This window comes from Collimonas sp. GW821-FHT02H07 (assembly GCF_059421505.1).
On sequence record NZ_JBWKVC010000015.1, the window covers coordinates 37,046 to 63,385 of the forward strand.

Annotated in this window: 17 protein-coding genes; 6 read left to right on the forward strand and 11 right to left on the reverse strand. The window is 56.9% G+C overall.

Going from position 1 to position 26,340, the window contains the following annotated elements; translation table 11 throughout:
• Positions 1-102: 102 nt before the first annotated feature.
• Positions 103-1,713, reverse strand: a complete 1,611-nt coding sequence (locus tag AC07V8_RS20765) for a sensor domain-containing diguanylate cyclase (protein ID WP_494680043.1) — start codon at positions 1,711-1,713, stop codon at positions 103-105.
• A gap of 397 nt (positions 1,714-2,110) precedes the next feature.
• Between AC07V8_RS20765 and AC07V8_RS20770 the strand changes: the two genes are divergently transcribed.
• A complete protein-coding gene (locus tag AC07V8_RS20770) occupies positions 2,111-2,527 on the forward strand; it encodes a hypothetical protein (protein ID WP_494680042.1) in 417 nt (138 codons plus the stop codon).
• A 73-nt stretch (positions 2,528-2,600) separates the two neighbouring features.
• Here AC07V8_RS20770 and AC07V8_RS20775 read toward each other — a convergent pair whose 3' ends face one another.
• The 10 genes from AC07V8_RS20775 to AC07V8_RS20820 form a co-directional block, all read right to left on the reverse strand.
• Entirely contained in the window at positions 2,601-4,988 is a 2,388-nt protein-coding gene (locus tag AC07V8_RS20775; RefSeq protein WP_494680041.1) for a GspE/PulE family protein, read from the reverse strand.
• A gap of 70 nt (positions 4,989-5,058) precedes the next feature.
• Positions 5,059-7,599, reverse strand: coding sequence for an EAL domain-containing protein (locus AC07V8_RS20780; RefSeq protein WP_494680040.1), 2,541 nt, complete (start codon positions 7,597-7,599; stop codon positions 5,059-5,061).
• Positions 7,596-11,252: a response regulator gene (locus AC07V8_RS20785; protein WP_494680039.1), complete on the reverse strand. Its 3,657-nt coding sequence runs from the start codon at positions 11,250-11,252 to the stop codon at positions 7,596-7,598. Before AC07V8_RS20785 ends, AC07V8_RS20780 begins: the two co-directional genes overlap by 4 nt.
• Positions 11,253-11,306: 54 nt before the next feature.
• Positions 11,307-12,461 carry an ABC transporter substrate-binding protein gene (locus AC07V8_RS20790; protein WP_494680038.1) on the reverse strand — a complete coding sequence of 385 codons (1,155 nt, stop codon included), beginning with the start codon at positions 12,459-12,461 and terminating at the stop codon, positions 11,307-11,309.
• A gap of 10 nt (positions 12,462-12,471) precedes the next feature.
• Positions 12,472-12,906, reverse strand: coding sequence for a type IV pilin protein (locus AC07V8_RS20795; RefSeq protein WP_494680037.1), 435 nt, complete (start codon positions 12,904-12,906; stop codon positions 12,472-12,474).
• A 10-nt stretch (positions 12,907-12,916) separates the two neighbouring features.
• The gene (locus tag AC07V8_RS20800) at positions 12,917-16,441 is read right to left on the reverse strand and encodes a pilus assembly protein (RefSeq protein ID WP_494680036.1); all 3,525 of its coding nucleotides are present in this window, start codon (positions 16,439-16,441) and stop codon (positions 12,917-12,919) included.
• A 22-nt stretch (positions 16,442-16,463) separates the two neighbouring features.
• Positions 16,464-16,979 carry a pilus assembly PilX family protein gene (locus tag AC07V8_RS20805; RefSeq protein WP_494680035.1) on the reverse strand — a complete coding sequence of 172 codons (516 nt, stop codon included), beginning with the start codon at positions 16,977-16,979 and terminating at the stop codon, positions 16,464-16,466.
• Positions 16,976-18,058, reverse strand: coding sequence for a PilW family protein (locus tag AC07V8_RS20810; protein WP_494680034.1), 1,083 nt, complete (start codon positions 18,056-18,058; stop codon positions 16,976-16,978). Before AC07V8_RS20810 ends, AC07V8_RS20805 begins: the two co-directional genes overlap by 4 nt.
• Positions 18,055-18,594: a type IV pilus modification protein PilV gene (pilV, locus tag AC07V8_RS20815; protein WP_494680033.1), complete on the reverse strand. Its 540-nt coding sequence runs from the start codon at positions 18,592-18,594 to the stop codon at positions 18,055-18,057. The genes AC07V8_RS20810 and pilV overlap by 4 nt, the downstream gene beginning before the upstream one ends.
• Positions 18,595-18,605: 11 nt before the next feature.
• The gene (locus AC07V8_RS20820) at positions 18,606-19,208 is read right to left on the reverse strand and encodes a GspH/FimT family pseudopilin (RefSeq protein ID WP_494680032.1); all 603 of its coding nucleotides are present in this window, start codon (positions 19,206-19,208) and stop codon (positions 18,606-18,608) included.
• Positions 19,209-19,849: 641 nt separating this feature from the next.
• On the opposite strand from AC07V8_RS20820, the gene AC07V8_RS20825 reads away from it, so the two are divergent.
• The 5 genes from AC07V8_RS20825 (at position 19,850) to AC07V8_RS20845 (ending at position 26,308) form a co-directional block, all read left to right on the forward strand.
• Positions 19,850-21,709: a thiamine pyrophosphate-binding protein gene (locus AC07V8_RS20825; RefSeq protein WP_494680031.1), complete on the forward strand. Its 1,860-nt coding sequence runs from the start codon at positions 19,850-19,852 to the stop codon at positions 21,707-21,709.
• 9 nt (positions 21,710-21,718) lie between these two features.
• Complete coding sequence (locus AC07V8_RS20830; protein ID WP_494680030.1) at positions 21,719-22,468, forward strand: SDR family oxidoreductase; 750 nt, start codon at positions 21,719-21,721, stop codon at positions 22,466-22,468.
• Positions 22,469-22,493: 25 nt separating this feature from the next.
• Positions 22,494-23,315 (forward strand): citryl-CoA lyase, encoded by an 822-nt coding sequence (locus tag AC07V8_RS20835; RefSeq protein WP_494680029.1) that lies wholly within the window; start codon positions 22,494-22,496, stop codon positions 23,313-23,315.
• Positions 23,312-24,127: a citrate synthase family protein gene (locus AC07V8_RS20840; RefSeq protein WP_494680028.1), complete on the forward strand. Its 816-nt coding sequence runs from the start codon at positions 23,312-23,314 to the stop codon at positions 24,125-24,127. The genes AC07V8_RS20835 and AC07V8_RS20840 overlap by 4 nt, the downstream gene beginning before the upstream one ends.
• A 69-nt stretch (positions 24,128-24,196) precedes the next feature.
• On the forward strand, positions 24,197-26,308 hold the full coding sequence (locus AC07V8_RS20845; protein WP_494680027.1) for a TonB-dependent receptor plug domain-containing protein: 2,112 nt from the start codon (positions 24,197-24,199) through the stop codon (positions 26,306-26,308).
• The last annotated feature ends 32 nt before the right edge of the window (positions 26,309-26,340 follow it).

Below are 26,340 nucleotides of genomic sequence, written 5' to 3' on the forward strand. Positions count from 1 at the left end.
AGCTACGCCACGCGCCTTACCAGCACACGTTTTGGTTGGAACGCATCTCCCAAATCAAATGTTAACAGGCCCTAGCTGCTGTCTGCGCCGGCGATGGTCGCTTTACAGGATGGCAGGCGACTCCTGCCGGGTGGCGGATCGGTGAGAGCTGGCAGCGTCATTGTTTTCGCAAACACGATCGCGTCCGCCGGATTTTGCTGCGTATAGGGCCTTATCTGCCGCTTGTATCAGCTCTAACGGGTCATCCAGATCTTGAATCGGAACAAACGCGTCAACGCCAGCGCTGACTGTGACCACGCCGGCTGAATTACCTTTATGTTCGATGCCCAGGTTGTGGATTTCCAGACGAATTTTTTCGGCAATCATCATTGCGCCGCGTACGTCTGTGCCGGGAAGCAGCACGCCAAGCTCCTCGCCGCCGTAGCGCGCGGCGACGTCGCCGGGGCGACTCTGACTGGTCTTTACAATTTCACTGATCTTTCGCAAGCATTCGTCGCCTGCTGCGTGACCATAGATGTCGTTATATTGTTTGAAGCAGTCGACATCAATCATGACCAGGGCCAGCGAACTTGCCTCTCGCACCGCGCGGCTAAACTCCTTGTCCAGCGCAATGTCGAAATGGCGGCGATTCGCAAGGCCGGTGAGGCCGTCTTGCAACGCCAGCCTTTCGAGCGTCTGGTTGAGTGTTTCCAATGCATCCCGTGCGCGGACGAGTTCTGCTTCCGCATTCAAGCGTCGCTTGATTTGAGCGACCAGATGAAATCCCAGCATGCTCAATACGATAAGCAGTATCCCCACGCCTGCGGAATGCAAATAAGTATCTGTGAGCCAATCCGCAAGGATTTCATTTTCCGACAGCGCTGTGGCGACGAACAAGGGATATTGCTCCAAGTGCCGGAAGCTGTTCAGGCGCCTCACTCCGTCCAGTGCGGAAACGATGAAAATCGTGTCTGTGGCCCTCTTTGCAACGTGGTCGCGAAACAGAGGGGTGTTTGCTATGCTTTTCCCGTTGGTATCCGCCAACAGCGGCCGACGGGTCAGCATGACGCCATTGTTCAGCCCAAGCACGATGGCGCCGTGGCGGCCGATATCGAAGCTTGCGTAAAAATTATTGAAGTAATCCATATCGATGGTGGCCAGCGCAACGCCGGCGAAGCTGCCATCGGCATGGTTGATTCTGCGCGAGACGGTGATGATCCATTTGCCTGTTGATCGGCTGCGTAGGGGCAGTCCGATGTAAGGTTTTAGATCCAAGTGGGTACTGTGATAGATGAAATAATCCCGGTCTGAATTATTGACGTTGGATGGCGTCGCCGGCAACGCATTGGCGAGCCAATTCCCTTTTTCGTCATAGATGAACAAACCTTGGAGTTGAGGCAGTTCGCGAACCCGCTGGATCAGCAGCCGATGCAGCCGCTGCAAAGCGTCAGGGCCGGTGCCGTCAGCTTGTACCCGCTCGACGAGACCGACAAGGGTGGTGTCGGCTGCTTTAATAGTATCGTCCGCATGTTGCGCTATGGCGCGCGTCATATTGGAGGTGGAAACCCGCATTTCCTGTAGCTGGATATGACGGGCTGTCCAGCTTCGCCAGCCATCGATGAATACCAAAGACAGGCATACAAGAATCACGAAAATCATGGCCAGCGACGTAATTGATATACGTTTGGCCGCTAGTCCTGCTTGCCGTGCCAATCTGTCTCGGAGACCGTTCATGGTTTTTTATTGTGGAAAGTGATTGCAAAATTGAAAGTCGGCGTGTCTCTTTTCTGTCGTAAAAGGGCGTACGGAAATATGTCGAAATGTTTTTATATGGAAACTATTATTCATCATAGGCCGCCACAGATCAATACAATAGTTATTTATTAATTTCATTGCGGTAATCAGCAATTTCGATAGCGGGTTCCGCTGCCTGATGGCTTGCATGCCAGAAAATTCTCAACATCGCCGAGAGGGAGCAATCGTTTCCAACGATTGAAAAGGTGTAGAATAAATTCCAATTGGAAACATTTTAGCCGCTTGTTGTCGGATGTATCAATTGACGCCAATCACCCGCCATTATTGCCTGGAGAGTGGCAACTTCGACTCTGGATTCCCTCTTTTAGGAGGTTTTATGGACGCAATTCCATTCGAAAAAGTCTCGGTTTCGGAAGCCAAGGCTGTACTGGACGCCGAGCTGCGCAGCAGGCAAGAAGAGAACTGGGAGAAATTGCGCCGCTTGCATGGGCCCGCCGATTTGAAGTTGCAGGAGCGGACATACAATTGGTTGCTGTCGCTGCCTACAGAAATCTGGCCTTTATGGCTCATCAAACATTATCCGCGTATCGCCAACCAATTCGCCGAAGTTTGGCCGCAGCGTCCGGCCGGTGAAAAATTGTTTGCCGAACTCTTGCTGGATCAACGAGGAACCCGCAAAGGTTTTCCAGCGGATGTCTCCCGCGAGATCATGGCTTTGAAGCTCTATTTCGACACCGGGGCCGCCGCGGTTGCCAAGCAGCCGATACAGCTGGAGAAGGCAAGTAGCACTTGATCATGCCGGCTAGAATTCCATCCACCTCCTGAACGGGAGGTGGACTTATCCATTCGGTCCGCCGATATTCGCCTTAGAGCATTCTTACCTGCTCCCAGTCGGTCAAGCCTTGGAATATCTTGTCGATCCCGTCTTGTTTCAAGGTCCGCATGCCTTCTCCAACAGCGGTTTTCAATATTTCCGGCACATTCGCTTTCGCATGGATTTGCTTCCTGATGGCTGGAGCGTTAATCAGCAATTCGTGTACGCCCAATCTGCCTTTGTAGCCGCTCTTGTCGCATTTTTCGCAGCCTACGGCCTTGTATAGCGTCGGCGCTGCACTGCCGTGGCCATATTGTTTTTGCCATTGCGCTATCATTTCTTCTTCCTGGAGCCCGGTCTCCAGGCAATATTCGTAAGCAAGCATCTTGATTTGCTCGGCAGTGGCGGAATAACGTTGACGGCAGGCGGTGCACAATTTACGCGTGAGCCGTTGACCGACTACGCCTAGCAGCGCATCGGCAAAGTTAAAAGGGTCCAGGCCGAGATCCAGCAACCTGACAACGCTTTCGACTGCGCTGTTGGTATGCAAGGTGGAAAATACCAGATGCCCGGTGAGTGAAGCTTCGATGACGGTCCGGGCCGTTTCCGGGTCTCTTGTTTCTCCCACCATGATGACATCAGGATCCGCCCGCAAAAAGCTGCGCAATACCGCGGCGAATGTCAGGTCGATTTTTGCGTGAACCTGTACTTGCCGCAGACCCTTCTGGGTAATTTCTATAGGATCTTCGACCGTCCATATTTTTCGTTCGCTGGTGTTGATATAGCTGAGCAGAGAATGCAAGGTTGTCGTTTTTCCCGATCCGGTCGGGCCGCAGACAAACAACAGTCCATGGGGCTTCAGGGCGAGCTTTTTGAGTCCTTCCAGCACCGTGGCAGACAGGCCTAGTGCATCCAGGGATAAGGCCTTTGGCGCCGCAAGTATGCGCATCACGATATCTTCCAGGCCTTCTGTGGTCGGCATGGTGACGACGCGAAGCTCAATTTTGGCAGGACCGAACTGCTCGAAATTCAGCTTTCCATCCTGGGAGCGGCGCTTCTCGGAAATATCGAGGCGGCTCATGATCTTGAGACGGGACACCAGCGCATTGCGATAGTTTGCCGGAATGTTCGAATAATCGACCATGATGCCGTCTTTGCGAAAGCGGACCCGGGTGGGTTCATTGCCTTTCATGACTTCGATATGAATGTCGGAGGCGCCTTGCTCGAATGCGTCGAGGATGATCTTGTTGACCAGGCGAACCATGGTGTTGTCGGATTCGGTAATGACCTCATTGGCAGCCGGGTTCAGTTCGGCGCCGATGCCATCGTCCATTTTAGAAACGAATTCAGAGATATCCTGACGTTCCCCCAGCCGGCCATAGAATCTTGAAATGACTTCCACCAGGTCAGTCTCGGACGCCATGACGGGGTCGATCGTGAGCTTGGCGCAAAACGATAATGCCTTCAACGCTTCTGACGACAGTGGATCTTCCATTGCCACCACCATGCGTGACTGGGTTCGGTAGAGCGGCATCACGATGTATTTTCGCGCCAGCTCGGCCGGTACGATCTTGGTCAGACTCAAGTCGAACTGGAACTGGGGCAGGGTAACGAAGGGAATGCCAAGCTTTTGCGCCAATATTCTTTTAATGCTTTCTTTGGTGACGAAACCCATGCCGACCAGGATTTCGCCCAGGTGCAGCTTTCTGTCTTCATTTTGCTTCTTCAGCGCTTGCGCCAGCTGTTCAATGGTGATCAGCTTTTCCTGGATTAATGCCTCTCCCAGCTTAAGGTGAGGCATCGATCGCTGCTTTTGCAACGCCATTTCCACTTGCACTTCCGTGACCAGGCTCTCTAGCTGCAGATACTCCCCCAGCTTGGATTCCCTTAGCTGGCTTTGCTTCCTTAAGCCGGCATCGACATCGTCCGCCGACGCCATTCTCGTATCGATCAGCATCTGGCCGAGTTTCTCGCCAATTTGATAGCTGGCAATTGCTTCAGTCGGAATAAACCAGCGCACCACGTTGTTGCCGACGCCGACAAGAAAGAGAAAAATCCCGCTTTCGCGCGGAACGTAACCTACCGTTTCGGAGAGCAGATGTTCCCCATCCTTGAACGAAATCATGCATTTTTGCCGAATCGGGATGGTTAAACCCCCTTGTGTTTCCACCGTTGAAGGCAATTCCATTTTCTTTAACTCTATCGGCAGCGTTAGGCGGATGCTTTTGAGATTGGCAAAGCCGATGCGCAGGTTGCCGCTGGCACGTTCCGGATGGAACTCTATCGATGAGGTTTCCAGGTCAAAGCTCAGCAGATTGCCGACTTTCCGGCTGCCGTCTGGCATGGCAACGATGCACGGCACTTTGCCATCGTTCATTGCAGAGGATGCAGAGATTGATTCGAAGTGTGGTGGCAGTGGCCAGTCGAAATCGGTATCCATAAACTTCTCCGTGATGATTCAAAAACCGTCGCATTTCAAGAAAAATTTTCGTTTGGCGTATTGCGATTCCCTATTTCAAGGCGGGCGCATTGAGCTTGAATTCCTGCGCCGGATTTTTACCCGTTGTGCGTGCTTCGTAGCGCCGAAACGACTCTCCGACATGCTGTCGCAGCAGGCGGTCATCCCACGGCTTTGTCAGGAATTTATAAACGGTTGTCTCATTGATTTCGCCAGTCGCCAGCTGTATTTCGGAATAACCGGAAAGCATGATCCGGACTATATGCGGATAGAGTCCCTTGACGCGGCTTAAGGGATCGATGACAGGTATTTCCGGCTTGCCCAGGTCAGATACGATGACGCCGACAGGATGGATCGCCAGCAGTTCCAACGCTTCAAGCGGGCTGCTTGTGCTGAAGATTTGATAGCCGTCTGGCAGTAACAGGCGATTGAGGGAGGCCAGTGTTTCTTCATCGTTGCAGACAAGCAGCAGAACGCGCTTGAGTGGATCGCTGGATCGGCTGTCACCCGGCAAATGCGTGCCTGCGCCAAGCAGCGCGTCCATTTCGTCTATCGGCAATGGACGGCTGAAATAATAGCCTTGCATGGTGTCGCAGCGATTATTGCTCAAAAATCCCAGTTGACCTTCCGTCTCGACTCCTTCAGCAACCGTCGTCATATGAAGAGATTCGGCCATGGCAATGATAGATTTGGTGAGCGACGCGCCATCGACGCTATTCGTCACGTCGGAGATGAACGACTTGTCGATCTTCACCACGTCGAAGGGAAATTCCTTGAGATAGGAGAGACTCGAATATCCGGTGCCGAAATCGTCCAGCGTCAAAACCACGCCTATCTCTTTGAGACTACGCAGGGTTTTCACCGCAGTCTCTCGATCTCGCATGAGCACGCTTTCTGTCAACTCCAGTTCCAGATATTCAGCGGCAAGGCCGCTGTCAAGCAGAGCGCTGCGGACGAGTTCCACAACATTTTGCTGCCGGAATTGGCGCGCCGACACGTTCACTGCCATGCTGAGCTCAAGATGCCCTGCAGCTTGCCAGGCTTTGGCCTGGACGCAAGCCGTTCTCAATACCCACTCGCCTATCGGTACAATCAATCCCGTTTCTTCCGCCAAGGGAATGAAGCTATCCGGAGGAATCAAGCCAACGCCTGGACGGCGCCAGCGCAGCAGCGCTTCAACGCCATTGACCCGGCGACTTTTGAGGTCGACCTTGGGTTGATAGTGGAGCTCGAATTCATGCTGCAGGACAGCCAGACGCAGTGCATTTTCGAGCTCCGCCTGTTCCTCCACCTGGACGCCCATCTCACGGGTATAGAGCTGGGAGCAATTCCTGCCCTTTTCTTTCGCACTGTATAAGGCGGCATCGGCCGTTTTAAGCAAGGTCTCGCTATTGCCGCCGTCTTCCGGATAAATGCTCACCCCGATGCTGGTCGTGATATGCAGTTCGTGATCGCCGACAGAGAAGGGAGCGGAAAATGCCTCTAGCACTCTGCTCACCGCGACCTCTGTATTGTCGGGAGCGCTGAAAGCCGGCAGCATGATGACGAATTCATCTCCTCCCAGCCGCGCTACAGTATCCTCTTCGCGCGTCGCCGCTTTAAGCCTGGTCGCAACGGCATTGAGCAAACTGTCTCCCGCGGGGTGGCCGAAATTGTCATTGATGAATTTGAATCGATCCAGATCGAGAAACATCACGGCCATATGCTGGCCGGTACGATTCGCATGAGCGATTGACTGTGTAATGCGGTCGCTTAACAAGTTACGGTTGGGCAGGTCGGTAAGCGCGTCATGGTTGGCCAGATATTCGATCCTTGCCTCGTACATCTTCCGTTCGGTGATGTCCTGCAGAGTGCCTCGCAACGCCAGGATTTGACCGTGCTCGCGCAACGCTTCCGCCTGCTGGAGAACAATCCGCTCGTCCCCGTCGGGACGCGTGATACGGTGCTCCAGGCTATAGCTGATACCCTCGGTGCGTAGATTCATGAAGCAATAAATCAACTTGGGTTGCTCATCGTTGGGCGCCGCTTGCAGCAGCGATTCGAAACGGGGCGGCGTGTTATTCTCGTCGAGTCCCAGAATTCGATAGACTTCCGGAGACCAGTAACCGTCGGCGCTTTCCGGGTCATATTCCCAGTTCCCCACATGCGCCAATCCTTGAGCATAGGTGAGACTGGCCTCGCTGCGGGCCAGATCCTTCAATGCTTCGCTTGCCCTTAACAAGTAGCGCACCCGGTGCGGAAGCAGTTTCCAGCGCATAGGCTTGGAAAGAAAATCAGTAGCGCCGGCCTCGAATGCCTGCGTAATCGATTCGTCATCGTCGTTTCCGGTGAGGACGACAATCGGTATACGCTTGCCATCAGGTAATTCACGTATGCGCTTGCAGCACTCGAATCCGTCCATTTCAGGCATGCTGACGTCTAACAGCATGATGTCAGGCTGGAGCCGCCGGAACATCTCGATGCCTTCGATGCCGCCGGCCGCTTCCGCCACCCTGAAACCCTCCGGTTCGAGCGCCTCTACGACAAGCATACGGGTCATCGCATCGTCGTCCACGACGAGTACCAGGGGAAGGTCTTTGGTTTCTTGGCTCATGCGGCAACCCTTTCCAGTGCAAGTGCTACAAGGACGCGATCAAGTTCTTCCACCGCGTCATCCAATGGTGTAACGGTCGCCGCAACATTCGCGGATCGCGCCAATTGTTCGATTTCCCGGCAGTGCGCGGCGAGCGCCACGGCGCCGACATTCGCACTTGTTGATTTCAGCGTATGTGCCGCATGCCGCAAAGCCTCGGCATCATTTTCCGTGACAGCGTTGCGCATTGCGGCAAGCAGGCGGGGGGCGTCAAGAATAAACAGATCGACCACCCGGGTCAGCACGTCAGGACGCCCAGGTCTTTGCAGTGCACGCAATGCCTGCAGCGCTTTAGGGTCGATGCTGACAGTTTCTATCGTGGCTGACGCGGTCGGCGTCTCGTCTGCGATTGATGCAGGACTTGGCGTGTTTTTTGCGGCTTGTGTCCAGTTTGCGAGCGTCTTTAACAATATGTCGCGCCGAAACGGCTTCGAGATATAGTCGTCCATGCCCGCTTCCAGGCAGCGTTCTCTGTCGCCGCCAATGGCATTCGCGGTAAGCGCAATGACGGGTATGCGCGGGCAGCCAGTGAGAAGTTCCTGGCGCCGCAGCACGCGCGTGGCCTGGAAGCCGTCCATTTCCGGCATTTGGCAATCCATCAATACAACATCGAAATCGCCGGTAGCAAGCATGGACAGCACCGCATGGCCGTTTTCAGCGATGGCGACGCGGTACTCGGTATCCTCAAGCATTGCTGCGGCGATTTCCTGATTGATTGTGTTGTCCTCCGCCAGTAAAACGTTGATCGCCATAGGGGGATGGGAAGCTGAACTGTCGGCCGGAGCGCATGCCGGAGCGATCGCCGGCAGCGTGTGCCGCGCCGCATTTGGCGCATTTCCTGCCATCGCTGTGACGATGCCGTCGTAAAGACCGGTTCCGCGTACCGGCTTATTGAAGCAGTATTCGACCCCCAGCTTGCGGGCAAGATTGATATCGTCGACAGTGTCGAACGAAGTCAGCATGATGATTTTCAGTTGCGCGAGGGAAGTATCGGCTTTGACCGCTTTTACGAGAGCGGCGCCGTCCATGACCGGCATGCAGACGTCGATGATGGCGACATCAAAGTGCGCGTCATTGGCCACGGCGGCGCGCAGCTGCTGCAACGCCTCTGCACCGCTCGAGGCGCTTACGACGTCCATCTTCCATTCGCCCGCATGCTCCAGAAGAATGCTGCGGTCGGTCGCATTGTCGTCGACGATCAGTATTTTCACTCCGGCCAGAGATGCCCGTATGGCAGGAGCATGAGGGGCGGCCGCCTCGGCCAGGCGCTCAAAGTGCAAGGTGAACGAAAAAGTCGACCCCTGATCTGGCGAACTCTTCAATTCGATCGTCCCGCCCATCATTTCGACGAGCTGCTTGGTGATGACCAGGCCCAGCCCGGTACCGCCATATTTGCGTGAAATTGAACTGTCCGCTTGCTGGAAAGGTTGAAACAGATTCGCCGCGACCTCCGGCGCTATGCCTATGCCCGTATCGGATACCGTAAAGCAGACACGATCCTGGTCGTGGCAGCGCACGTCCAGCACTACTTTTCCGTGGTCGGTGAACTTGATCGCATTGTTTATCAGATTCGTGATGACTTGTCGCAAGCGCACCGAGTCGCCTCGGACATTCTGCGGCAAACTCTCCGCCATATGGCAAATGAGATCGAGGTCCTTGCGATGGGCGCTGTGAGCAAGCAAGACGATGACATCGTCAATCGTCTGCCGCAAATTGAATTCGTTCTGTTCCAATGTCAGCTTGCCGGCTTCGATCTTTGAAAAATCCAGGATGTCGTCAATCACCGTCAGAAGCGATTCGCCGGAGCGGTACACCGAGTTGACGAAACGTTGCTGCTTGGCGCTTAGCTCGGTGCGCAGCAATAATTCGGTCATGCCCAGCACGCCGTTCATGGGAGTGCGGATTTCGTGGCTCATCTTGGCAAGAAATTCCGACTTCGCGCGGCTGCCGGCCTGTGCTTCCGCCGTCGCGAGCTTGAGCTGGGTATCGCGCTGGTCGATATTCTCAAGCATGCTGTTAAAGCCGTTGATCAGTATTCCGATTTCGTCCGAGCCGTGTTCGAGCACCCGCAAAGAGAGATCCTTGCCGCCTCGTATGTGTTCGATAGTGGTGGATAAGCGGGAAAGCGGGCGAACGATCGAGGCTCCGATTTTCGTATTGACAGCGATGCTGCCGAAACCCAGCAATAAAGCCGCGGCCATGATGACGATAAACGAGGCATTGACCGAACCTTGAACATTCGATACCACGCCTTGCTGCTGCTTGCCGATTTTTTCCACTTGCAAGTCGCTGTAGGCCACTTTTTCCCGCGAGACGGCATTTACCTGCTCAACGATTTCGCGCAACGCAACGTCGCTTGCAAGCACGCGCGCCTTTGCCGTGATGATTCTTTCAGACCCGTCATTGAGTATCCGGATAAGCCGGCTGACGGCATTTGCATCGGTAATATATTTTTTTTTCTGCGTGTCCAGGAGCTCCTTTCTGAACAAGGAATCACTCTCCTGCAACTCTTTGGCTTCGGTCCTTGCAACGGCCACGCTCGCTTTGAATTCGCTCTCCGATTCGCTCAGGATCACACCGCCAATTGCACTGTTCAACTCGTTGACATCGATGGTGATGGCGTTGCCAGCGTCTTTCACGCGTGTCGCTTGCCGCAAGAATGCATTGGCTGCTTCAAGTTCGTGGCGGTCACGGACGAGCTGCATTTCTATCGGGTCGATGGCCTCGGATATCTTTGCGTCAACGGACTCCAATTCCTGGATGATATTTTTCTTTTCTGAAAAATAATCGGCCTCCGCGTTGATGTTCGTGAATACTTTTGCGCGCAAGGCAATCAATCCGCTTTTGTTGTTGAGAACGCGCTCAACCAATGCAGAAACGGAATTGCCTATTTCCTTGATTTTTATCGTGTCGCCCTGGGCGTAAGAAATATTCTTGACCGCATTTTCCGCGGCTTTCATGCGTTCCACCAAGGGGGTGAGCCGATAGCGGTTCTTTACAGTTTCGAGCTCGCCCACGATGATGATCAAGTCTTTCACGTGCATTCTGATGCTGGCAAATTCTTTGATAATCTGGTTCGAGGAAAGATTTTCCTGCTGCGCCGCGGCGACCACTTTTTCTGCCTGGATATTCAGCGAGCCGATGCTGCTCTTAACGGTGCTGATCGATTGCTCTATATTTGCCAGCGTGCCTTTAACGTTGCGGGCCTCGTCTCTGAATATTTCGGTATCCCTTAAACGGTCGCTGACTGCAAAATCCATCTTGCTCTGCATGTCTTTATACAAGACAGGATTGATCTCCATGCCTTGCCTATCCCGTTGCCGGATGTCGCGCGTGATGGTTTCGAGCGACTTGATATTGCCGTCGATTGCCGCCGATGATTGCGCTTGTTGCCGGCGATCTGTGGACATGCCGAGCTTGAAAAAATTGGCTGACATTTTTTCGATTGTCCGCTGCAGTTCGCTGGTCTTCAATTGCAAGGGTATTGATTCATCGGTCAGCCTGTACACGCTTGAAGAAACACCGGTTAAAGCGATGAAACTTGTCACGGAAATCGCCATCACTCCCAATAACAGCAATCCGGTGCCCGCCATCAGTTTCGTTTTGATTTTCACGAAGACCTCGTTTTCTAACGCCTAACTTCTTTGTCAGGTTGGATATCGCATGGGCTATTTTGGAATGGTCTCAACCGAGGTTATTTTTCCTTGCGATATTCTGGTCAAAAAAACCGAGTTCGAGGCTTGATGATTGTCCGGCCCGAGATTGAGTTGCATGCCGCCGATATCCAGCCCCTTGATCGATTCGAGAGCGTGGATCAGTCCCAGCCGCGTCAATCCCGAGCCGGTTCTTTCCAGGGCGATTGCCATGGCCCTGGCGGCAATGCATCCTTCGAAATTGACAAACCCGAGCTTTTCCCCTGGGGCATATTTTTCGATCAAGGTTGCGCATTCTCTGGCGAGCGGCAAGCCGCGATTTTCTGGAAAAGGGACGACTTGCGATATGACGACGCCGTCGCCGTCGACTCCCAATAGCTTCACCAGATTGTCGGTGCCGACGAAAGACACGGTCGCCAGATTGGCATTCAATCCCTCTTTCTTCGCATCTTTGATAAATGCCGACAGCGGCGTATAAGGACCAGCCATGATCACGACGTCAGGCTTGCTCTCGATTAAGGTGGCGAGCCCGGCCTGGATTGCAATCGTCCCGCGCTGGAAAGTCGCTTTGGCGACAACGTCGATGTTGCGCCGTTTTAATGCCTGTTCTGTTCCGGCCAGCACCGCCAGGCCGAATCCGTCGTCCTGATAAAAGACTGCGAAGCGTTTGGCGCCTTTATCCTTGATGAAATGATCGACCAGAATTTCCGTTTCATCTCCGTAGCTGGCGCGCAGATTGAACACTTCCGGAATGAGCGGCTTTCGTAAAAGCATCGCTCCGCTGAATATCCCCACGAGAGGTATTTTCGTGTCCTTGATGATAGGCAGGACGGCGTTCGCGGTTGGCGTTCCTACATACCCGAACAAGGCAAAGACATTCATTTCCTCAGTCATTTTCAATGTTGCATCGATTGCCTTGTTGGGATCGTAGGCATCGTCATCCACCAGCAAATTTATCTGCCGCCCATGAATCCCGCCGCTGCTGTTGACATCGTTGAAAACCGCCATGGCGCCAACCCGCATGCCCTGGCCCAGCCCGGCGGCCGCCCCGGATTGGGCGTTGACCATGCCCAGGCGTATTTCAGTGTCGGAAATTCCCGGATCCGCGGCATGCGGCTGGCCTGCAAGCATCGTGCCAAATACGAAAAAGATAAGCGATTTTCTCATCATGGGTTGCCTCCTAAGGGTTCCAGCAGACGGTCTGCACATTGCCACTGCTATCTAGTGCGGATTTCTGGTTCGCCTGGTCGATGGTCAGGGAGGCGCATTGGGTATCTTTCGTTTGTGATCCAATGGAGGTAGCGCTGAGCGTATAGGTCGTTGCCGTCAGGTTGGACAGGGCAACGGAATAAAAACCCTGCGGAGAGGCCAAAGGAAAAGTCGGGAGTGCCGCGCAAGCCTGGCTATAGGAAAAATTCTGGGCGTAGCAGCGTTCGATGATCACCTGGTCTTGCGACAACGCCGTCAGGGCGTCCGCGCGGCGAGAGTGCAGGACGTAAGACTGGAACGATGGATAGGCGACGGCGGCAAGGATGCCTACGATCGCTACAACTATCATCAGTTCAATCAACGTGAAGCCGCCGACAGGGCGCTTCGTTAAGTGGAATGGATGCATGGTATCGGCCTTATTGAAGTTGCCACCAGGTCAGGCGTCGTGGCGTGCTGTTAGGATCGATAATGGATACTTGTTGCCCGCCCGACTGGGTAATCAGTTTTACAATCTGGTTTTGCTTGTTGGGGCCGATGGGCGTCGGCGCGCTGGAGAAGCCGGTTCCCAGTCCGACGCCGACAGGATTGCTGCCGTTCACAACATCGCTGGCGCTGATGACGCCATTGCCGTTGATGTCGAGTTGAGGCTGATTGAACGCGCCGCCGGTCTGGAAATTCAATTCAAGAAGCACTGAGGTGAAGCCGGCGTTGCAGGAGTTGGCAGCCGGAGGCGTATTCAAGGTCGCCAGGAAGGCGCCGTTGAGCAGCTGCGGCGCAGTGACGATGCGCTGTCCCGCGACAAGAAGGTCATCGTACCAGCCGAACTGCTTGCTCCAGTCGATCGCATTGCCGGTATCGGTCAGCACATCCTGCGGCAAGCCGGAGGATGCGGCGGTAACCAAGGCGAGCGTTTGCGATTGCAGGTTGCCGCGCGCCGGCACGCTGGTATTCCCCGGCTTATCCCAAATGCCGTATACAGTCTGTTTTTGCTGGCTGCTCAGGTCGGCCGAGGTCAACAACTGGCCGGTGCCGAACATGACGAGCTGCCCTTGCAGGCGCGGATAGTTTGGGTGCAATGTGACCAACGGCGCCGTGGTGATCGCCTGGACATTGCCGCTGGCGTCGCGTGCCTGGAACAGAAGACGCACTACCCACTTGGTCGCATCGGCGTTGCCGACATCGACCGCCCAGAGATTTCCTTGCAGGTCGCCGGCATAGATCTGCGTGATAGCCTGTCCCTGGAGGCCGTCCGAGTTGCCGATCGCCACGGTGGACAAGCCTTGCGGCAGGCCGCTGTTGCAGGCGTTGGCCGAGGTGGTGTTGCTGACCGTCGCGCACAGGTCGATTTTGCTGACGGTTTGCCCGGTTTTCGGATTGAGTGCGTACAGCACGGCCTTGTTGTTGGGACTGTTGTAGCCGTTGCCGAAAAAGACCGCAAAGCCGGTTCCGGTGGTGACGGGGGCAATCTGCGGCTCGCTGTAGCCGAGGCCCATGTCGGCCTCGCTAAATTCCCACAAGGCCGCGCTCGCCAGCGCCGATTCGGACGTCAGGGATTGAGGATTGGTTACATCGATGGCGTAGATGGTTTTCCCGCCGGCGGCTTCGCCGCCGACCAGCAGCGTGTGCCATGTGCCGTCGGCAAATTGAACGTCGCCGACTTGCGGCGATCCGTCTACAAAGAAAAGATGGTTCTGGTTGTATAGCGGGTTGCTCAGTGCTTGCAGGTTGGCGAAGACGCCGTTCGGCACGAAAGCAAATTGCTCGGCCCCGGTCGCTGCATTGAATGCGTGCAGCATGCCGTCGTTGGCGCCGCCATACAGCATGGGCTGGCGGCTGGCCTGGGCTTGCTTGAAAGTGAGATAACTCGCGGAAAAATAAGGAGCCGAGGGTGCGCCGACATAGGCCGGCTGGCTGTCGACGATATCCCCGAGAATATGGGAACGGTTACGGAAGCTGCCGCCGTTGCGTTGTTCCAGCGCGCTATTGCCGCGCAAATAGCCGAGCCGGTTCTGGCCCTGCGTGTCGGCAGGCTGCAGCAAGCCTTGCTGCGCCGTGCTCAAGCTGGTCCATTGAAACGGCGCTCCGCCTCCGCTGCCGTTATTGAGCGCCGGATTCCAGGTGGCGATGAGACGGCTGCTTGACCAGCCGCCGCCGGATGCTTTGGCATCGAGGAGCGATTGTGCCGACCATAGCGCCGCCCCGGTGGGTACGCCGGTCGCCGGGTTAAGCGCTTTTTCGATCAGATTGCCGGTCCAGTCCTGGTACGGCGTGTCGCTCGACGTGAAATTTGATTGATATTCAACGCTGCCGCTCTGCAAAGTGGTCGAATTCACGGCCGCGGCGGTCGTCGACAATGAGCCGCTCTGGACTGAAATGAGAATATTGTTGAGGTCGCTGACCAGCGCACTCGGACTGCTGGCCGGGTAATAGCTCCCGGTGCCGCCGGCAATTGCCATTGCCTGCAAGGTGGCCGCAGCTTGCGGATTGACTGTCGGATCGACGCCCGCGCCGAGGCCGATGACATAGGTATTGATACCGGCGCTCTTTAGTTTGGCGAGATTGGCGATCGTATCCGTCAAGGCCTGGTCGTTGGTCGTGCCTAAAGAGCCGTCGGCGTTGAAGGTGGCAGTCAAGCCGTAGCCCAGGGCCGCGGCGCTGCCCAGCGGCGGCCAGGATGCGCCGTTCAGGTCCTGGGTCGGCAGGCCGTCGGAAATCAGCACGACATATTGTTTTGGCGTACAGCCGCTGCTGGAGCTTGCCACGGACGCCAGATAACTCTGCGCCTTGGCCAGCAGTCCCGCAGTCGGCGCCTGCCCGGCCACGGCCTTGATTTCGCTGGTCTGCAGACTATTGGTTTCCGGCGCCAGGTAGGGCACGAATTTATTGACGGCGGTGCTGATGGAACTGGTCGTCGGCACCGTGCCGGCAGTCGTCATCGTCACCAGGACGCTGCCCGTGGTGGCTGACTGGCTTCCGCCGTAGCCGAATCCCCGCTGCGCATACATGACCTGCGGCGAGTACGGCACGAATCCGGCGTTGGTCGGTCCGGTCGACTGGTTGGCGGCCGGTACGCTGCTGGCATACGAGATATTGATGGTGCCGCTATTGTAGTTTGCCAGCGAATAATTAGGCGGGTAGGGCGTACTAGGCGATACCTTGCCGTAGTTGACATAAATGCTTGCCTGGGAACCGGAATACAGGACGTCGTTGATATTGGCATCGTCGCTCGATGCGCCTATCTGCATGTACAGCGAAGTCGACACCGCAGTTGCCGTATACAAGCCGGATTTGGCAATCGCATTGCAATTGCTGTTGACGGTGGATGACGCTGTCAGATAGCCCAGGCATGGATTGGCGACATATCGATTGCCGCTGGTCTGCGTACTTGTGAATGCAAAGCCGCTTGCGGCGGGAGACATGTAGTAGACCCAGGTCGTATAGAGGCTGGTGCCGCTGGTGCTGTAGGTGGCGAGCGCAAAATCGGTATTTTGCATATAGGCTTGAATGATCGCCTGGATGCCGGCTTTGGCGATGTTCAGGCGGCTGGCGCCGTTGTCGGCAAGATTGCCGCTTTGCGTCACGGTATAAGGGGCGTTTCCCAGGACGTCGGCAGCCTGCAGCGGCGGCGTAAATCCCGCGGGCACCGCATAGGTCGAGGGGGAACTGGAACCGGTGAGCGAGGTCAGGCCGCTGGCCAGGCTGCCCGAACCGATCATGATGGCGCCGCTCAGGGTGCCATCCATCGATTCCGAGTTGCCCATGGCGATCAGCACCTGAGGATGCACCGGCGACGAAACGGTGAGCGGCACCTGGGAAATTGGCAGGATCACGCTTGAGCCGGCGTTGGCGGGAAGCAGAAAATGCGTCAATGCCGCCAGCAGCGCGGCAACTGCCGCCAGGCCGGCGAAACCGATTCCGCTTCTTCTTTGTCGCTTCATCATTCGCTCTCTGGCATCCCTGTGGCTATTGTTGAATCTGTACGGTGCTTTGCAGCATTACCGGGGCGCCGCCGCTGGGGCCGACCGCGCGCGCGGTGATGCGGAATACCGAGGTGGCTCTCTTCATGCTTTGCCCGGGAAGAATGACTGACGGCAGCAGCTCGATAATGTAGGCAGCCGGCGTCTTCGATCCGCCCTGGAAGCTCTGGATGACCGCGCTGCTGCTGGCCCAGTTGACGCTGCTCCATAGCGCAGAATTGGCCGGATTGAAGACATAGAGGCCGTTGCTGTTCGCCAGGAAGCTGTTGGCTGGATAACTGCCCGCCAGAATATTGCTCTGCGCCTGGTTGAGAGCACCTTCGGCGGTCTGAAATGCAATCTGCACATCGCCGCTGTTGGCGGCGATCCTGGTCTGCGTGCTGTTCAGGGACACCAGGCCGAGCCCGAGCACGGTCAGCATCAGCATCAACATGATCGTGATGAACAGCACCGCGCCGCGCTGGACGGGCGCCGGCAGGAATGGCGATGGATAAGCGTTCATACCGCATTCCTCAAGTTGATGCTCAGCTCATAGACATGTCGCAAACGCCCGTCTGCAGGGACTGTGACAGTGGTGCCAAGCACTGAGAACTGCCTGGAGGCAGTATTGCTGGTGGTGCCCGACCCCAGCAGCCCCTGGACCAGGAAGCCGAGGCGGACGGCGTAAACCTTGGTCCAGTCGTTGACTGCGCCGGCGGCGACATATTGGGTGACGACGCCGTTCGCGCCAATCCCGTAGAGTACTTGCATGGTTTCCACGCCAGGCACCAGCGGCTGTGCGGCCCATGCGCCGTTGCCATAGACCGCCCGCATCAGCGTGCTTTGATCGCCCGCTCCACGGGCAACATAAAATGCGGTTTGCTGAAGCGGGACAAACTGGGAGCCAGCGGCATAGTTAACCGCCAGCGCAGCGCTGCTGTTGGTCATCGCACCGCTGCCGGCGGCATGCGTGATGGTATTCGCCGAGACCGTTGTGATTTGAAAAATGCTGGCTTTCAGGCAGTCGGAAACTATCCCGATCTGACCAGCGCTAAGACCTGCGGCACTTTGCAATGTCATGGCGCTGCTGCCGGTAGCGATCGTGGTCACGCCGACGGGATTGGCGCCCGGTGCGGCGCCAAGTAAAACAAGTACATCGCTGCCGGTTTCGACATTGCCAGCCAGCGTGGAATCGAGCGCGGGCGACCAGTCGCCGGCGCTGGCATCGTTGGCGCTGTTGTCTTGCGCGATGCTCAATGCGCTGCCGCTGCCTGCGGTTCCCACAGCGTCATATCCGGACAGCAGGCTGGCCTTGGCGGCAATCGTGCCCAATGGCGGCGGGCCTCCTGCGTTCAGATTCGATAAAGACTGTGTCACCGAGGAGCAGCCGTTAAAGCCGGCTGAGCGTATGACCGGCGTTACAAGCGCGGCAATGGCGTTTTCCGCATTTTGAATGGCGACCTGCGATGCGCTCGACTTGTACATCTGCGCTTGCACCAGATACACGCTGATCACTGCTCCGCTTACGAACAAGCCGATAGCCATCGCCACCATCAGCTCTACCAATGAGAAGCCGCGGCAACGATGGTTCGCCCTGTTCATAGCAATGTCTGCACAGTGAATTGTGCAAGATTGGATTTGGATGCCTGCGTCTGGCTGGCGGCGCCGAGCTTGCTCTGTGCCGGACTGTCGTCCCACTGCACGACGATGGTCACCAGGGTGTTGCTGCCGGTCGGCGCCGCGCCGGTTGCAATCGAGCCGCTGCCGTTCGGCAGTTGCGCCAAGTCTTTGGCTAGCCAGTACCAGACGTCGTATGCGGCCAGCTGGCTGGCGCTGCATGCAGCCGCACTGCAATCCGGAGATGCCGCCGCCGGGATGACCGGCGTGCCGCCAGTCGTGATGTTGTTGACCGCATAGCCGCCGTTGATAGCGACCTGACTGTTGGCGCGGACACGATCGATGACGTCATAGGCGGACTGTACTGCCTGCTGCTTGACGTAGCTCGAGCTGTTGGCTTTATGCGCGGTCAGCAGCAGTCCGGCGATGCCCAGCATGCCGAAAGCCAGTACTACCACCGCGATCAGCACTTCCAATAAGGCAAATCCGGAGCGCCCGTGAGATTTTCTTTGCAGATTCATCGCGGCTCGCTTTACGGACACGCCAAGGCGCCGCCCCATATTGCCTGACCCGGGGTGGGGCCCTGCTGGACGGATCCTGTGGCAATTACCTGCAATGAACGCGCGTAGGTCGCTCCGCGACTGTCGCAAATCTTGAAATTGGATTGCGTAGCAGCCAGTCCGCGAGGATCAAAGACGATCGCGCTTGCCGTCACTCCGTTGAAAGCGACTGCCGACAGTATCGGATCGTGCGGTCCGGTCTGATAGCTTTGCAGAAGCACGCCCGTTCCCGCAGCCGGCAGCGTGGCGACGATCCAGCCGGCGCCCCAGTTGGCTCCGCATGTCACGGATCCGGCGGCGCCTAGCGGACAGACCTGCGCGTTGACATTCTGGGTGAGCGCATTGGATCTGGCGTAATTCAAGGCATTCACAAAGGCATTTGCCTGCGCCGACAAGCGATTGTTCATCAGCATGGAACTGAAGGATGGCATGGCAAGCGCCATCAGGATGGCGGCAATCACGATCGTGATCAACAGCTCAATCAAGGTGAATCCCAGCCGATGCGGAAAAATGGCCGCCAGGCGCTCCAGGAAAAAACGTTCGCCAAATTGCTTGTGCCGAAGAACCGGCTGCAATGAATCCGCGGCATGCCGGGCGAATGCCGACCTGGGCCGGACGCGATCCGTCGCTAGTTCTGTCAACCTGGAAGAGCAAATTGACATCAAGGCTGTCGGTACAGTCATGGCGATCGTTACCTTATGTCTGCAGTCGGCCAGGAAGATAAGCAAGTAGTCCATGACCGGCGTGCCGAGTGCGCACGTCTATGCCATTGCGATAGCCGTGGTTGGCTTTCCCTCCCCCGGTAAGTGGCGGGTTGCGTCGGATGACAGCGCAGTTCAAGAAATCGTTAACCGCTTATTAACATTAATGCATTAGACATCAGAAAAACAGCTGTCAATATTGATAGGTGGCAATATTTGAAGAAAACGGCAACATTGGGCATCAAGTACCCATGATGCTGATCGGCATTTGCCATCTGCAGCGTTTTGTATAGGTATTCAATCGGGCGGCGGCCGTTTGCCGGCGGTGCATGTCTTCCTGGTCTGGATCGTTGTCAGAGCGACGCGATTTGATTATTTGCTTTGCGATTTGTTAAGAGAAGACTACACTTAATTTCCATGTAGAAATATTTTCTCCTGCATTGGCGCCCGCGAGAATGTCCGATGCGCATCGACGTACCGCAGCAATCTTCCCGCCATCAAGAGAGGGATTTGATATGGGTGCTGATAATTTTCCGGTGTATGGCGATATGCCGGGCAAGAATTGGGAGCGGCCTTCCGCGTCGCCGATGGTAGTCGCCGATCTGCTGGTGGCCTATCTGGACCAGATGGAAATCGAATGCGTCTTCGGTGTTCCCGGCGGCGCCATCGAGCCTTTTTTCAATGCCCTTGCCAGAAGCGGCCGCAGGGGCGGAGTGCGTCACGTCCTGGCGCGGCACGAAGCCGGGGCTGCCTACATGGCCGACGGCTATGCCCGTGAAACCGGCAAAATCGGCGTCTGCTGCGCCACCTCCGGCCCCGGCTCCACCAATTTGATTACCGGGGTGGCTTGCGCCTACGATAACAATATCCCCATGCTGGTGATCACAGCGCAACCAGCCTTGCCGACTTTCGGTAAACATCCTCTGCAAGAGTCAACTTGCACCGGCGTCGATACGCTGAGCATGCTGCAGCACTGCACGCACTACAACTCTCTGGTATCCCATCCGCAGCAGTTCGAAAACAAGCTCATGACCGCTTTGCAGCGGTCCATCCGTACGCCTGTCGGACCAGTGCACCTAAGCATACCTGTCGATGTGTTTCGCAGTCCGAACACGCAATTAGCTCCTTCCTACGATTTGCAGGCGCTTTTGCAGCCATCGTCGTCGGTTGACGACGAAGCGTTGGCAACGCTGCTGCTGATGCTTTCCAAAGCTGAAAATATCGTTTTACTGATAGGCGTGGGCTGCGGCGAGGCCATTGGTTCCATACTGGAATTTGCCGACCTGAGCGGCGCTGCCGTGATCACGACGCCTGACGGCAAGGGCCTGGTGAATCCGCGTCATCCGCTGTTTCGCGGCGTATTCGGTTTCGCCGGCCACGCTTCTGCCGAGACGGCCTTGCGCGACAAGTCGGTGGATTTGATCATGGCGATCGGCACCGGCATGGGGGAGTGGAGCAGCGGCGGCTGGAGCGACGGCTTGCTCAATTCACGGCTGGTGCATATCGACGATACAGAGGAGCATCTCAGCCAGAGCCCGATGGCGCGTTTTCACATGCGCGGACGGATCCTGTCGATCTTCAATCGGCTGATCAAGCATATGCAGGACGTTCGCCGCTCCGGCAATTTCGAGTATGAACAGAGACGCTTCGTTCGCAAGCAGCATAGCGACCATTGGGAGCCCGAGACGATGCTGATTGCGCCCAAAAAATACGAGAGCAGCGTCATACCGATCCTTCCGCAGCGGCTGATGCGTGAGTTAAGCAGGTTATTTCCGCCGACCACGCGTTTCCTTGCCGATACCGGCAATAGCGCTGCCTGGGCGATTCATTATTTGCAACCCCGCGACAGGCGCATATCCGAAAGGCGCCAGGGCGGAGGAGGCAGCGCGCGCGCGCCGGGACGGCGCAAGACCTATGGCGGCTGGTTGCGAGTCATCATGAATTTTGCGCCGATGGGCTGGGCTATCGGCGGCGCGATCGGCACCGCCATCGGCAATCCGAAAATGCCGGTGGTGTGCATTACCGGAGACGGCAGCTTCCTGATGAACGGTCAGGAAATATCGGTAGCCGTCGCCGAAAAGCTGTCCGTCATTTTCGTCGTCCTCAACGACCAGGCCTTGGGAATGGTCAAGCATGGCCAGCGGCTGGCCGAAGCGGAGCCTATCGGCTGCGATCTGCCGCCTACCGATTTCGCTGCCATGGCGCGCGCCATGGGCGCGGCAGCTTATACCATTCGCGCGCCTGAAGATCTGGTCAAGCTGGATATCGCCGCGATGTGCGTACGGCCGGGGCCGACGCTGCTGGACGTGCTGATAGACCGCGACGAGGAGCCCCCGATCAATCTTCGCATGCGGGTTCTGGCCGGCAATCTATAGGGAACAGACATGGGCAAACTGAACGGCAAGACAGTACTCATCACAGGCGGTTCCAGCGGCATCGGTTTGGCAAGCGCCAAGCTTTTCCTGGAGCACGGCGCCCGCCTGGCGATTACCGGGCGTGATCCGGATGGCCTGGCGCGCGCCCGGGATGAGTTAGGCGGCGACGTCCTGATGATCCGCAGCGATACCGGGAACCTGGCCGAAATCGCATCCTTGATGCAGCAGGTAGAACGCCGCTTCACGCGCCTGGACGTGCTGTTCGTCAATGCCGCCGTTGCCGCGGCGGCGCCCATGGAACTGGTCTCGGAAACCCTGTTTGACGACATCATGAGGACCAATTTCAAAGGCGCATTCTTCACTATCCAGAAAGCGCTGCCGCTGTTCAGCGCCGCGGCATCCATCATTGTCACCACCTCGATTGCCAACCAGCTGGGATCGCCGAATTTCAGCGTCTACGGCGCCAGCAAAGCCGCCTTGCGCTCTCTGGTGCAATCATTGGGACTGGAACTGGTCAGTCGCGGCATCAGGATCAATGCGATCAGCCCCGGACCCATCGCCACCCCGATCTTCGATCGTTTCGGCTTGCCGCCCGATGTCGCCGACAGCATAAAAGCCGAGATTGCGCAAAAGTCCCCGAGCAAGCGTTTCGGCCATCCTTCGGAAGTCGCCAAGGTTGCCCTGTTTCTGGCTTCGGACGACGCGGCCTATGTGCTCGGCGAGGAAATCGTCGTCGATGGCGGCATGAGCCTGCTGTAGGCGTTTCTTTCGAATAGGGGATCAGATGAGCGATAAAGAAAGCCGGCACAGCATTCGCAGCAGCGTCTGGCAAGAAGAAGCTGAAGCGGACAATCCTTTCGCCGCCGCAGCCTGCTATTGCCGAGGTTACGATGTCTACGGCGATTTGCTCGGCAAGATCACTTATGTCGAATATCTGTACCTCCTGTTCAAAGGCGAACGCCCGCAACCGGCCGTGACCGCAGTCCTGGAGATATTGGCCGTAGCTTTGGCCAATCCCGGCCCGCGCGATCCTTCCGTACACGCGGCGATGGCAGCCGGGGTCGGCGGCTCGACCGCTGCCTCCGTGCTCATGGCCGCGCTGGCGGTCGGCGCCGGTTCGCACGGCGGCGCAAGAGAAATCTTCCTGGCGCTGGAGGCATGGAAGAATAATGGGACCGAACTTGCAAGCTGGCGCTCCGCTCTTGCCAGTCCAGCCGCGCCGACCCGCCTGCAAGTATGGCCGGAGCCGGAGCACCCCCCTGGCTTCGATCTCTATGGAAAACGCTGCGCGAATCCGGTGCGCCAGACCCTCTCGCATCTGGTCGCGCTGATGCCTGCGGGGCGCCTGGCGTGGTTGTCGCAAGAAAGAGAGGCGCTGGAAACGATCGCCGGCCATCCGCTGGCAATGACCGGCGTGGCCGCCGCTGCGCTTGCCGATATGGATTTTTCCGCCAGCGAAGGTGAGATGCTGGCCTTGCTGCTGCGGCTTCCGGGAGCCGCCATCCACGCCCTGGAACAAGGCAGGCAGGGTTTCCGTCAGTTTCCTTTCTTTGAACTGGATCTGGAAAACGATCCCGGCCCCGCTTTCCGTGAGGAGCAAGCATGAGCAACATCCTGCTGGACTATGAAGGCCCTTTGCGCACCAGGATGGGCGCATGTTTTCCGGGCGAGCGAGCGGTATTTCGCGGACACGATCTGCATGCGGATCTGAAAGACATGGATTGGATCGCGCTGTATACCTTCGGTATTACCGGCCGTCGATACTCGCAGGAGCAAATAGCCGTCCTGCATGCTCTCTGGACTTATACCAGTTACCCGGATCCGCGATTGTGGAACAACCGTGTTGCCGCCCTGGCGGGGAGTGCCCGCAGTACCGGTGCGCTCGGCGTCGCCGCCGCCATCGCGGTTTCGGAAGCCAGCATCTATGGATGGCAGCCGGAATTTGCCGCGGCGGATTTCCTGGTCCGTGCCCATGGCCGCATTAATGCGGGCGAGTCGCTTGAAGCAGTGCTGCAGCAAGAGTTGCTGCAGCATCGACGCATCCTGGGATATGGCCGCCCTGTGGCGACATTGCAGGTGGATGAACGCATTCCGGCGATTCTGGCGCGCATGGAAGGCGAGAAAATACCGCAGGGTCCGCATCTTCGACTGGCCTTTGACATAGAACGGCAGCTGCTGCGGATGGGACGGCAGCTGCCGATCAACTATGCCGCCGTAGTCGTGGCGATTCCGCTGGATATGGGCTTCTCGCCGCGAGAGTGCTACTTATTCCTGCTGCCCTCGTTCATGGCCGGCATGCCTCCTTGTTACCTGGAGGCCAGCGAACGCCCTGCAGGAGCGACATTTCCGCTGCGTTGTTCACAGCTGCGTTATGAAGGACCCGGACGGCGGCTCTGGCAGCAAGAACAAGGTAGTTGATGGGAGGAGGCGAGGGATGGCGACGCGACATCTTCTGATGATATCCGAGCTGCATTAAATGGAGCAACAATGAAAAACCGCTGGCAATCTCGAATTCCATGTGCTGCCATCCTGTTGTTGAGCGCCGCAGCGGCTGCGGCACAGCAAAATGCCGACGAAGACGACCTGGTGCTTTCATACGGGAACAAAGCGTTCGTCAGCATAGCCACCGGCAGTCAGCAGGATATTTCCCGGGCGCCGGCGGTGGCCTCGGTGATCACCGCCCAGGATATCCAGGCCATGGGGGCGACCAATATGAACCAGGCGCTGGAAAGCGTGCCGGGCTTGCATGTGTCTTACTCCGGCCTCTACAACGATCCGATCTATTCCTTCCGCGGCATCACTACGCAATACAACCCGCAGACATTGATGCTGGTGAACGGCATCCCCATCAACGATGCTTTTCTCGGCAACCGCGACTTTGCGTGGGGCGGCGTGCCGGTCCAGAATATAGCCCGCATCGAGATTATCCGCGGCCCTGGATCCGCGCTGTATGGCGCCGATGCTTTTGCCGGGGTCATCAATGTCATTACCAAGACTGCGGCCGATATCAATGGCACCGGGTATGGCGCAAGGGCTGGATCGTTCGATACGCATGAGGCCTGGTTTCAGCATGGCGGGAAAATGGGGCCGCTCGATGTGGCTTTCTACCTTGGCGCGGGCCACACCGGCGGCGCGAATAAAACGATAGACGCAGACGCGCAAACCGGCCTCGACAAAATCTTCGGAACGCGCGCTTCGCTGGCCCCTGGACGCGAGCAACTCATGCGCAACAGCCTGGATATGCAGGTCGACGTCGCCTATGAGTTATGGCGTTTGCGCGCGGGCTACCAGGATCAGGAAACCGGCACCGGCGTGGGGCTGGCCAACAGCCTCGATCCCAGTGCGCGGGTGCGGGCGCAACGCTGGAATGCAGACCTGACCTACTCCAACCCCAATTTTTTCCGCAATTGGGATGTCACGGCGCAAGCGTCGGTGAAAGACGTCAACGAGCTGCCGGCGTCGCCGCCGACCGTGCTGTTCCCGCCAGGCGCTTTCGCGGGAGCTTTCCCGAACGGGGTGATCGGCAATCCCGGGCATGCTGAACGCGACAGTCAATTCAGCCTGTCTGGTTTTTATACCGGGTTCGACAAGCATCGGATCCGGCTCGGCGCCGGCTATCGGATTGAAAACCTGTACCAGACCAGCGAGAGCAAGAACTTCAAGATCGTGGCGGTTCCCGGGGTTGGGGTCGAATTCGTTCCGCTTGCAAGCGTCGTCGATGTCAGCGGCACCAGCGACGTTTATCTGACTCCCCACAAACGCACCATCAGCTATGTGTTCGCGCAGGACGAATGGACTCTGGCGAAAGACTGGACGCTGACTTCCGGAGTACGAGAGGATCGCTATTCCGATTTCGGCAACACCGTCAATCCGCGCCTGGCGCTGGTGTGGGACGCTGCGTACAATTTTTCAATCAAGGCCTTGTACGGCAGCGCGTTCCGGGCGCCGTCATTCACCGAGCAGTACAGCATCAACAATCCGGTCACCATAGGCAATCCTAGCCTCAGGCCTGAAACGATCACTACCCGCGAACTGGCGTTCTCTTGGCAGCCGACTCAGACGCTTCAAACCAATCTGAGCCTGTTTTACTACCGCATGCACAACATTATTCAGTTTGTGCCGAACCCTGACCCTTCGACCGGCTCGACAGCGCAAAATACGGGCGATCAAACCGGCCGCGGCCTGGAATTGGAAGCAACCTGGGATGCGACGCGCAATCTGCGCTTATCCGGCAGTTATTCGTTGCAACATTCCACAGACCAGACGACCGGCCAGGATGCCGGACTGGCGCCTCGTCAGCGTTGGTTCGGCCGCGCCGACTGGCGTTTCGCATCGCTATGGCAATTTGGCAGCACGATCAATCGCGTCACTGACCGCAAGCGGCAGCCGGGCGATACCCGTCCCCAGCTTCCCGATTACACCACGCTGGATTTGAATGTGCGTAAGGAAAAATTGATTGGCAACTGGAGTGCCAGCGCGATGGTGCTGAACGTGTTCAATCGAGATGCCAGGGAACCTAGCTTCGCCCCAGGCAACATTCCTTTCGATTTCCCGTTGCCAGGCCGTACTTTCTATGTGCAGTTTCAGCACAAACTGTGAGTCGTCCGTGCTGATTCAGACGCTCAGGATAT

Coding starts and splice junctions, on each gene's coding strand:
- AC07V8_RS20765 (WP_494680043.1), bottom strand. CDS start 1,713: ATGAACGGTCTCCGAGACAGATTGGCACGGCAAGCAGGACTAGCGGCC.
- AC07V8_RS20770 (WP_494680042.1), top strand. CDS start 2,111: ATGGACGCAATTCCATTCGAAAAAGTCTCGGTTTCGGAAGCCAAGGCT.
- AC07V8_RS20775 (WP_494680041.1), bottom strand. CDS start 4,988: ATGGATACCGATTTCGACTGGCCACTGCCACCACACTTCGAATCAATC.
- AC07V8_RS20780 (WP_494680040.1), bottom strand. CDS start 7,599: ATGAGCCAAGAAACCAAAGACCTTCCCCTGGTACTCGTCGTGGACGAC.
- AC07V8_RS20790 (WP_494680038.1), bottom strand. CDS start 12,461: ATGATGAGAAAATCGCTTATCTTTTTCGTATTTGGCACGATGCTTGCA.
- AC07V8_RS20795 (WP_494680037.1), bottom strand. CDS start 12,906: ATGCATCCATTCCACTTAACGAAGCGCCCTGTCGGCGGCTTCACGTTG.
- AC07V8_RS20800 (WP_494680036.1), bottom strand. CDS start 16,441: ATGATGAAGCGACAAAGAAGAAGCGGAATCGGTTTCGCCGGCCTGGCG.
- AC07V8_RS20805 (WP_494680035.1), bottom strand. CDS start 16,979: ATGAACGCTTATCCATCGCCATTCCTGCCGGCGCCCGTCCAGCGCGGC.
- AC07V8_RS20810 (WP_494680034.1), bottom strand. CDS start 18,058: ATGAACAGGGCGAACCATCGTTGCCGCGGCTTCTCATTGGTAGAGCTG.
- pilV (WP_494680033.1), bottom strand. CDS start 18,594: ATGAATCTGCAAAGAAAATCTCACGGGCGCTCCGGATTTGCCTTATTG.
- AC07V8_RS20825 (WP_494680031.1), top strand. CDS start 19,850: ATGGGTGCTGATAATTTTCCGGTGTATGGCGATATGCCGGGCAAGAAT.
- AC07V8_RS20830 (WP_494680030.1), top strand. CDS start 21,719: ATGGGCAAACTGAACGGCAAGACAGTACTCATCACAGGCGGTTCCAGC.
- AC07V8_RS20835 (WP_494680029.1), top strand. CDS start 22,494: ATGAGCGATAAAGAAAGCCGGCACAGCATTCGCAGCAGCGTCTGGCAA.
- AC07V8_RS20840 (WP_494680028.1), top strand. CDS start 23,312: ATGAGCAACATCCTGCTGGACTATGAAGGCCCTTTGCGCACCAGGATG.
- AC07V8_RS20845 (WP_494680027.1), top strand. CDS start 24,197: ATGAAAAACCGCTGGCAATCTCGAATTCCATGTGCTGCCATCCTGTTG.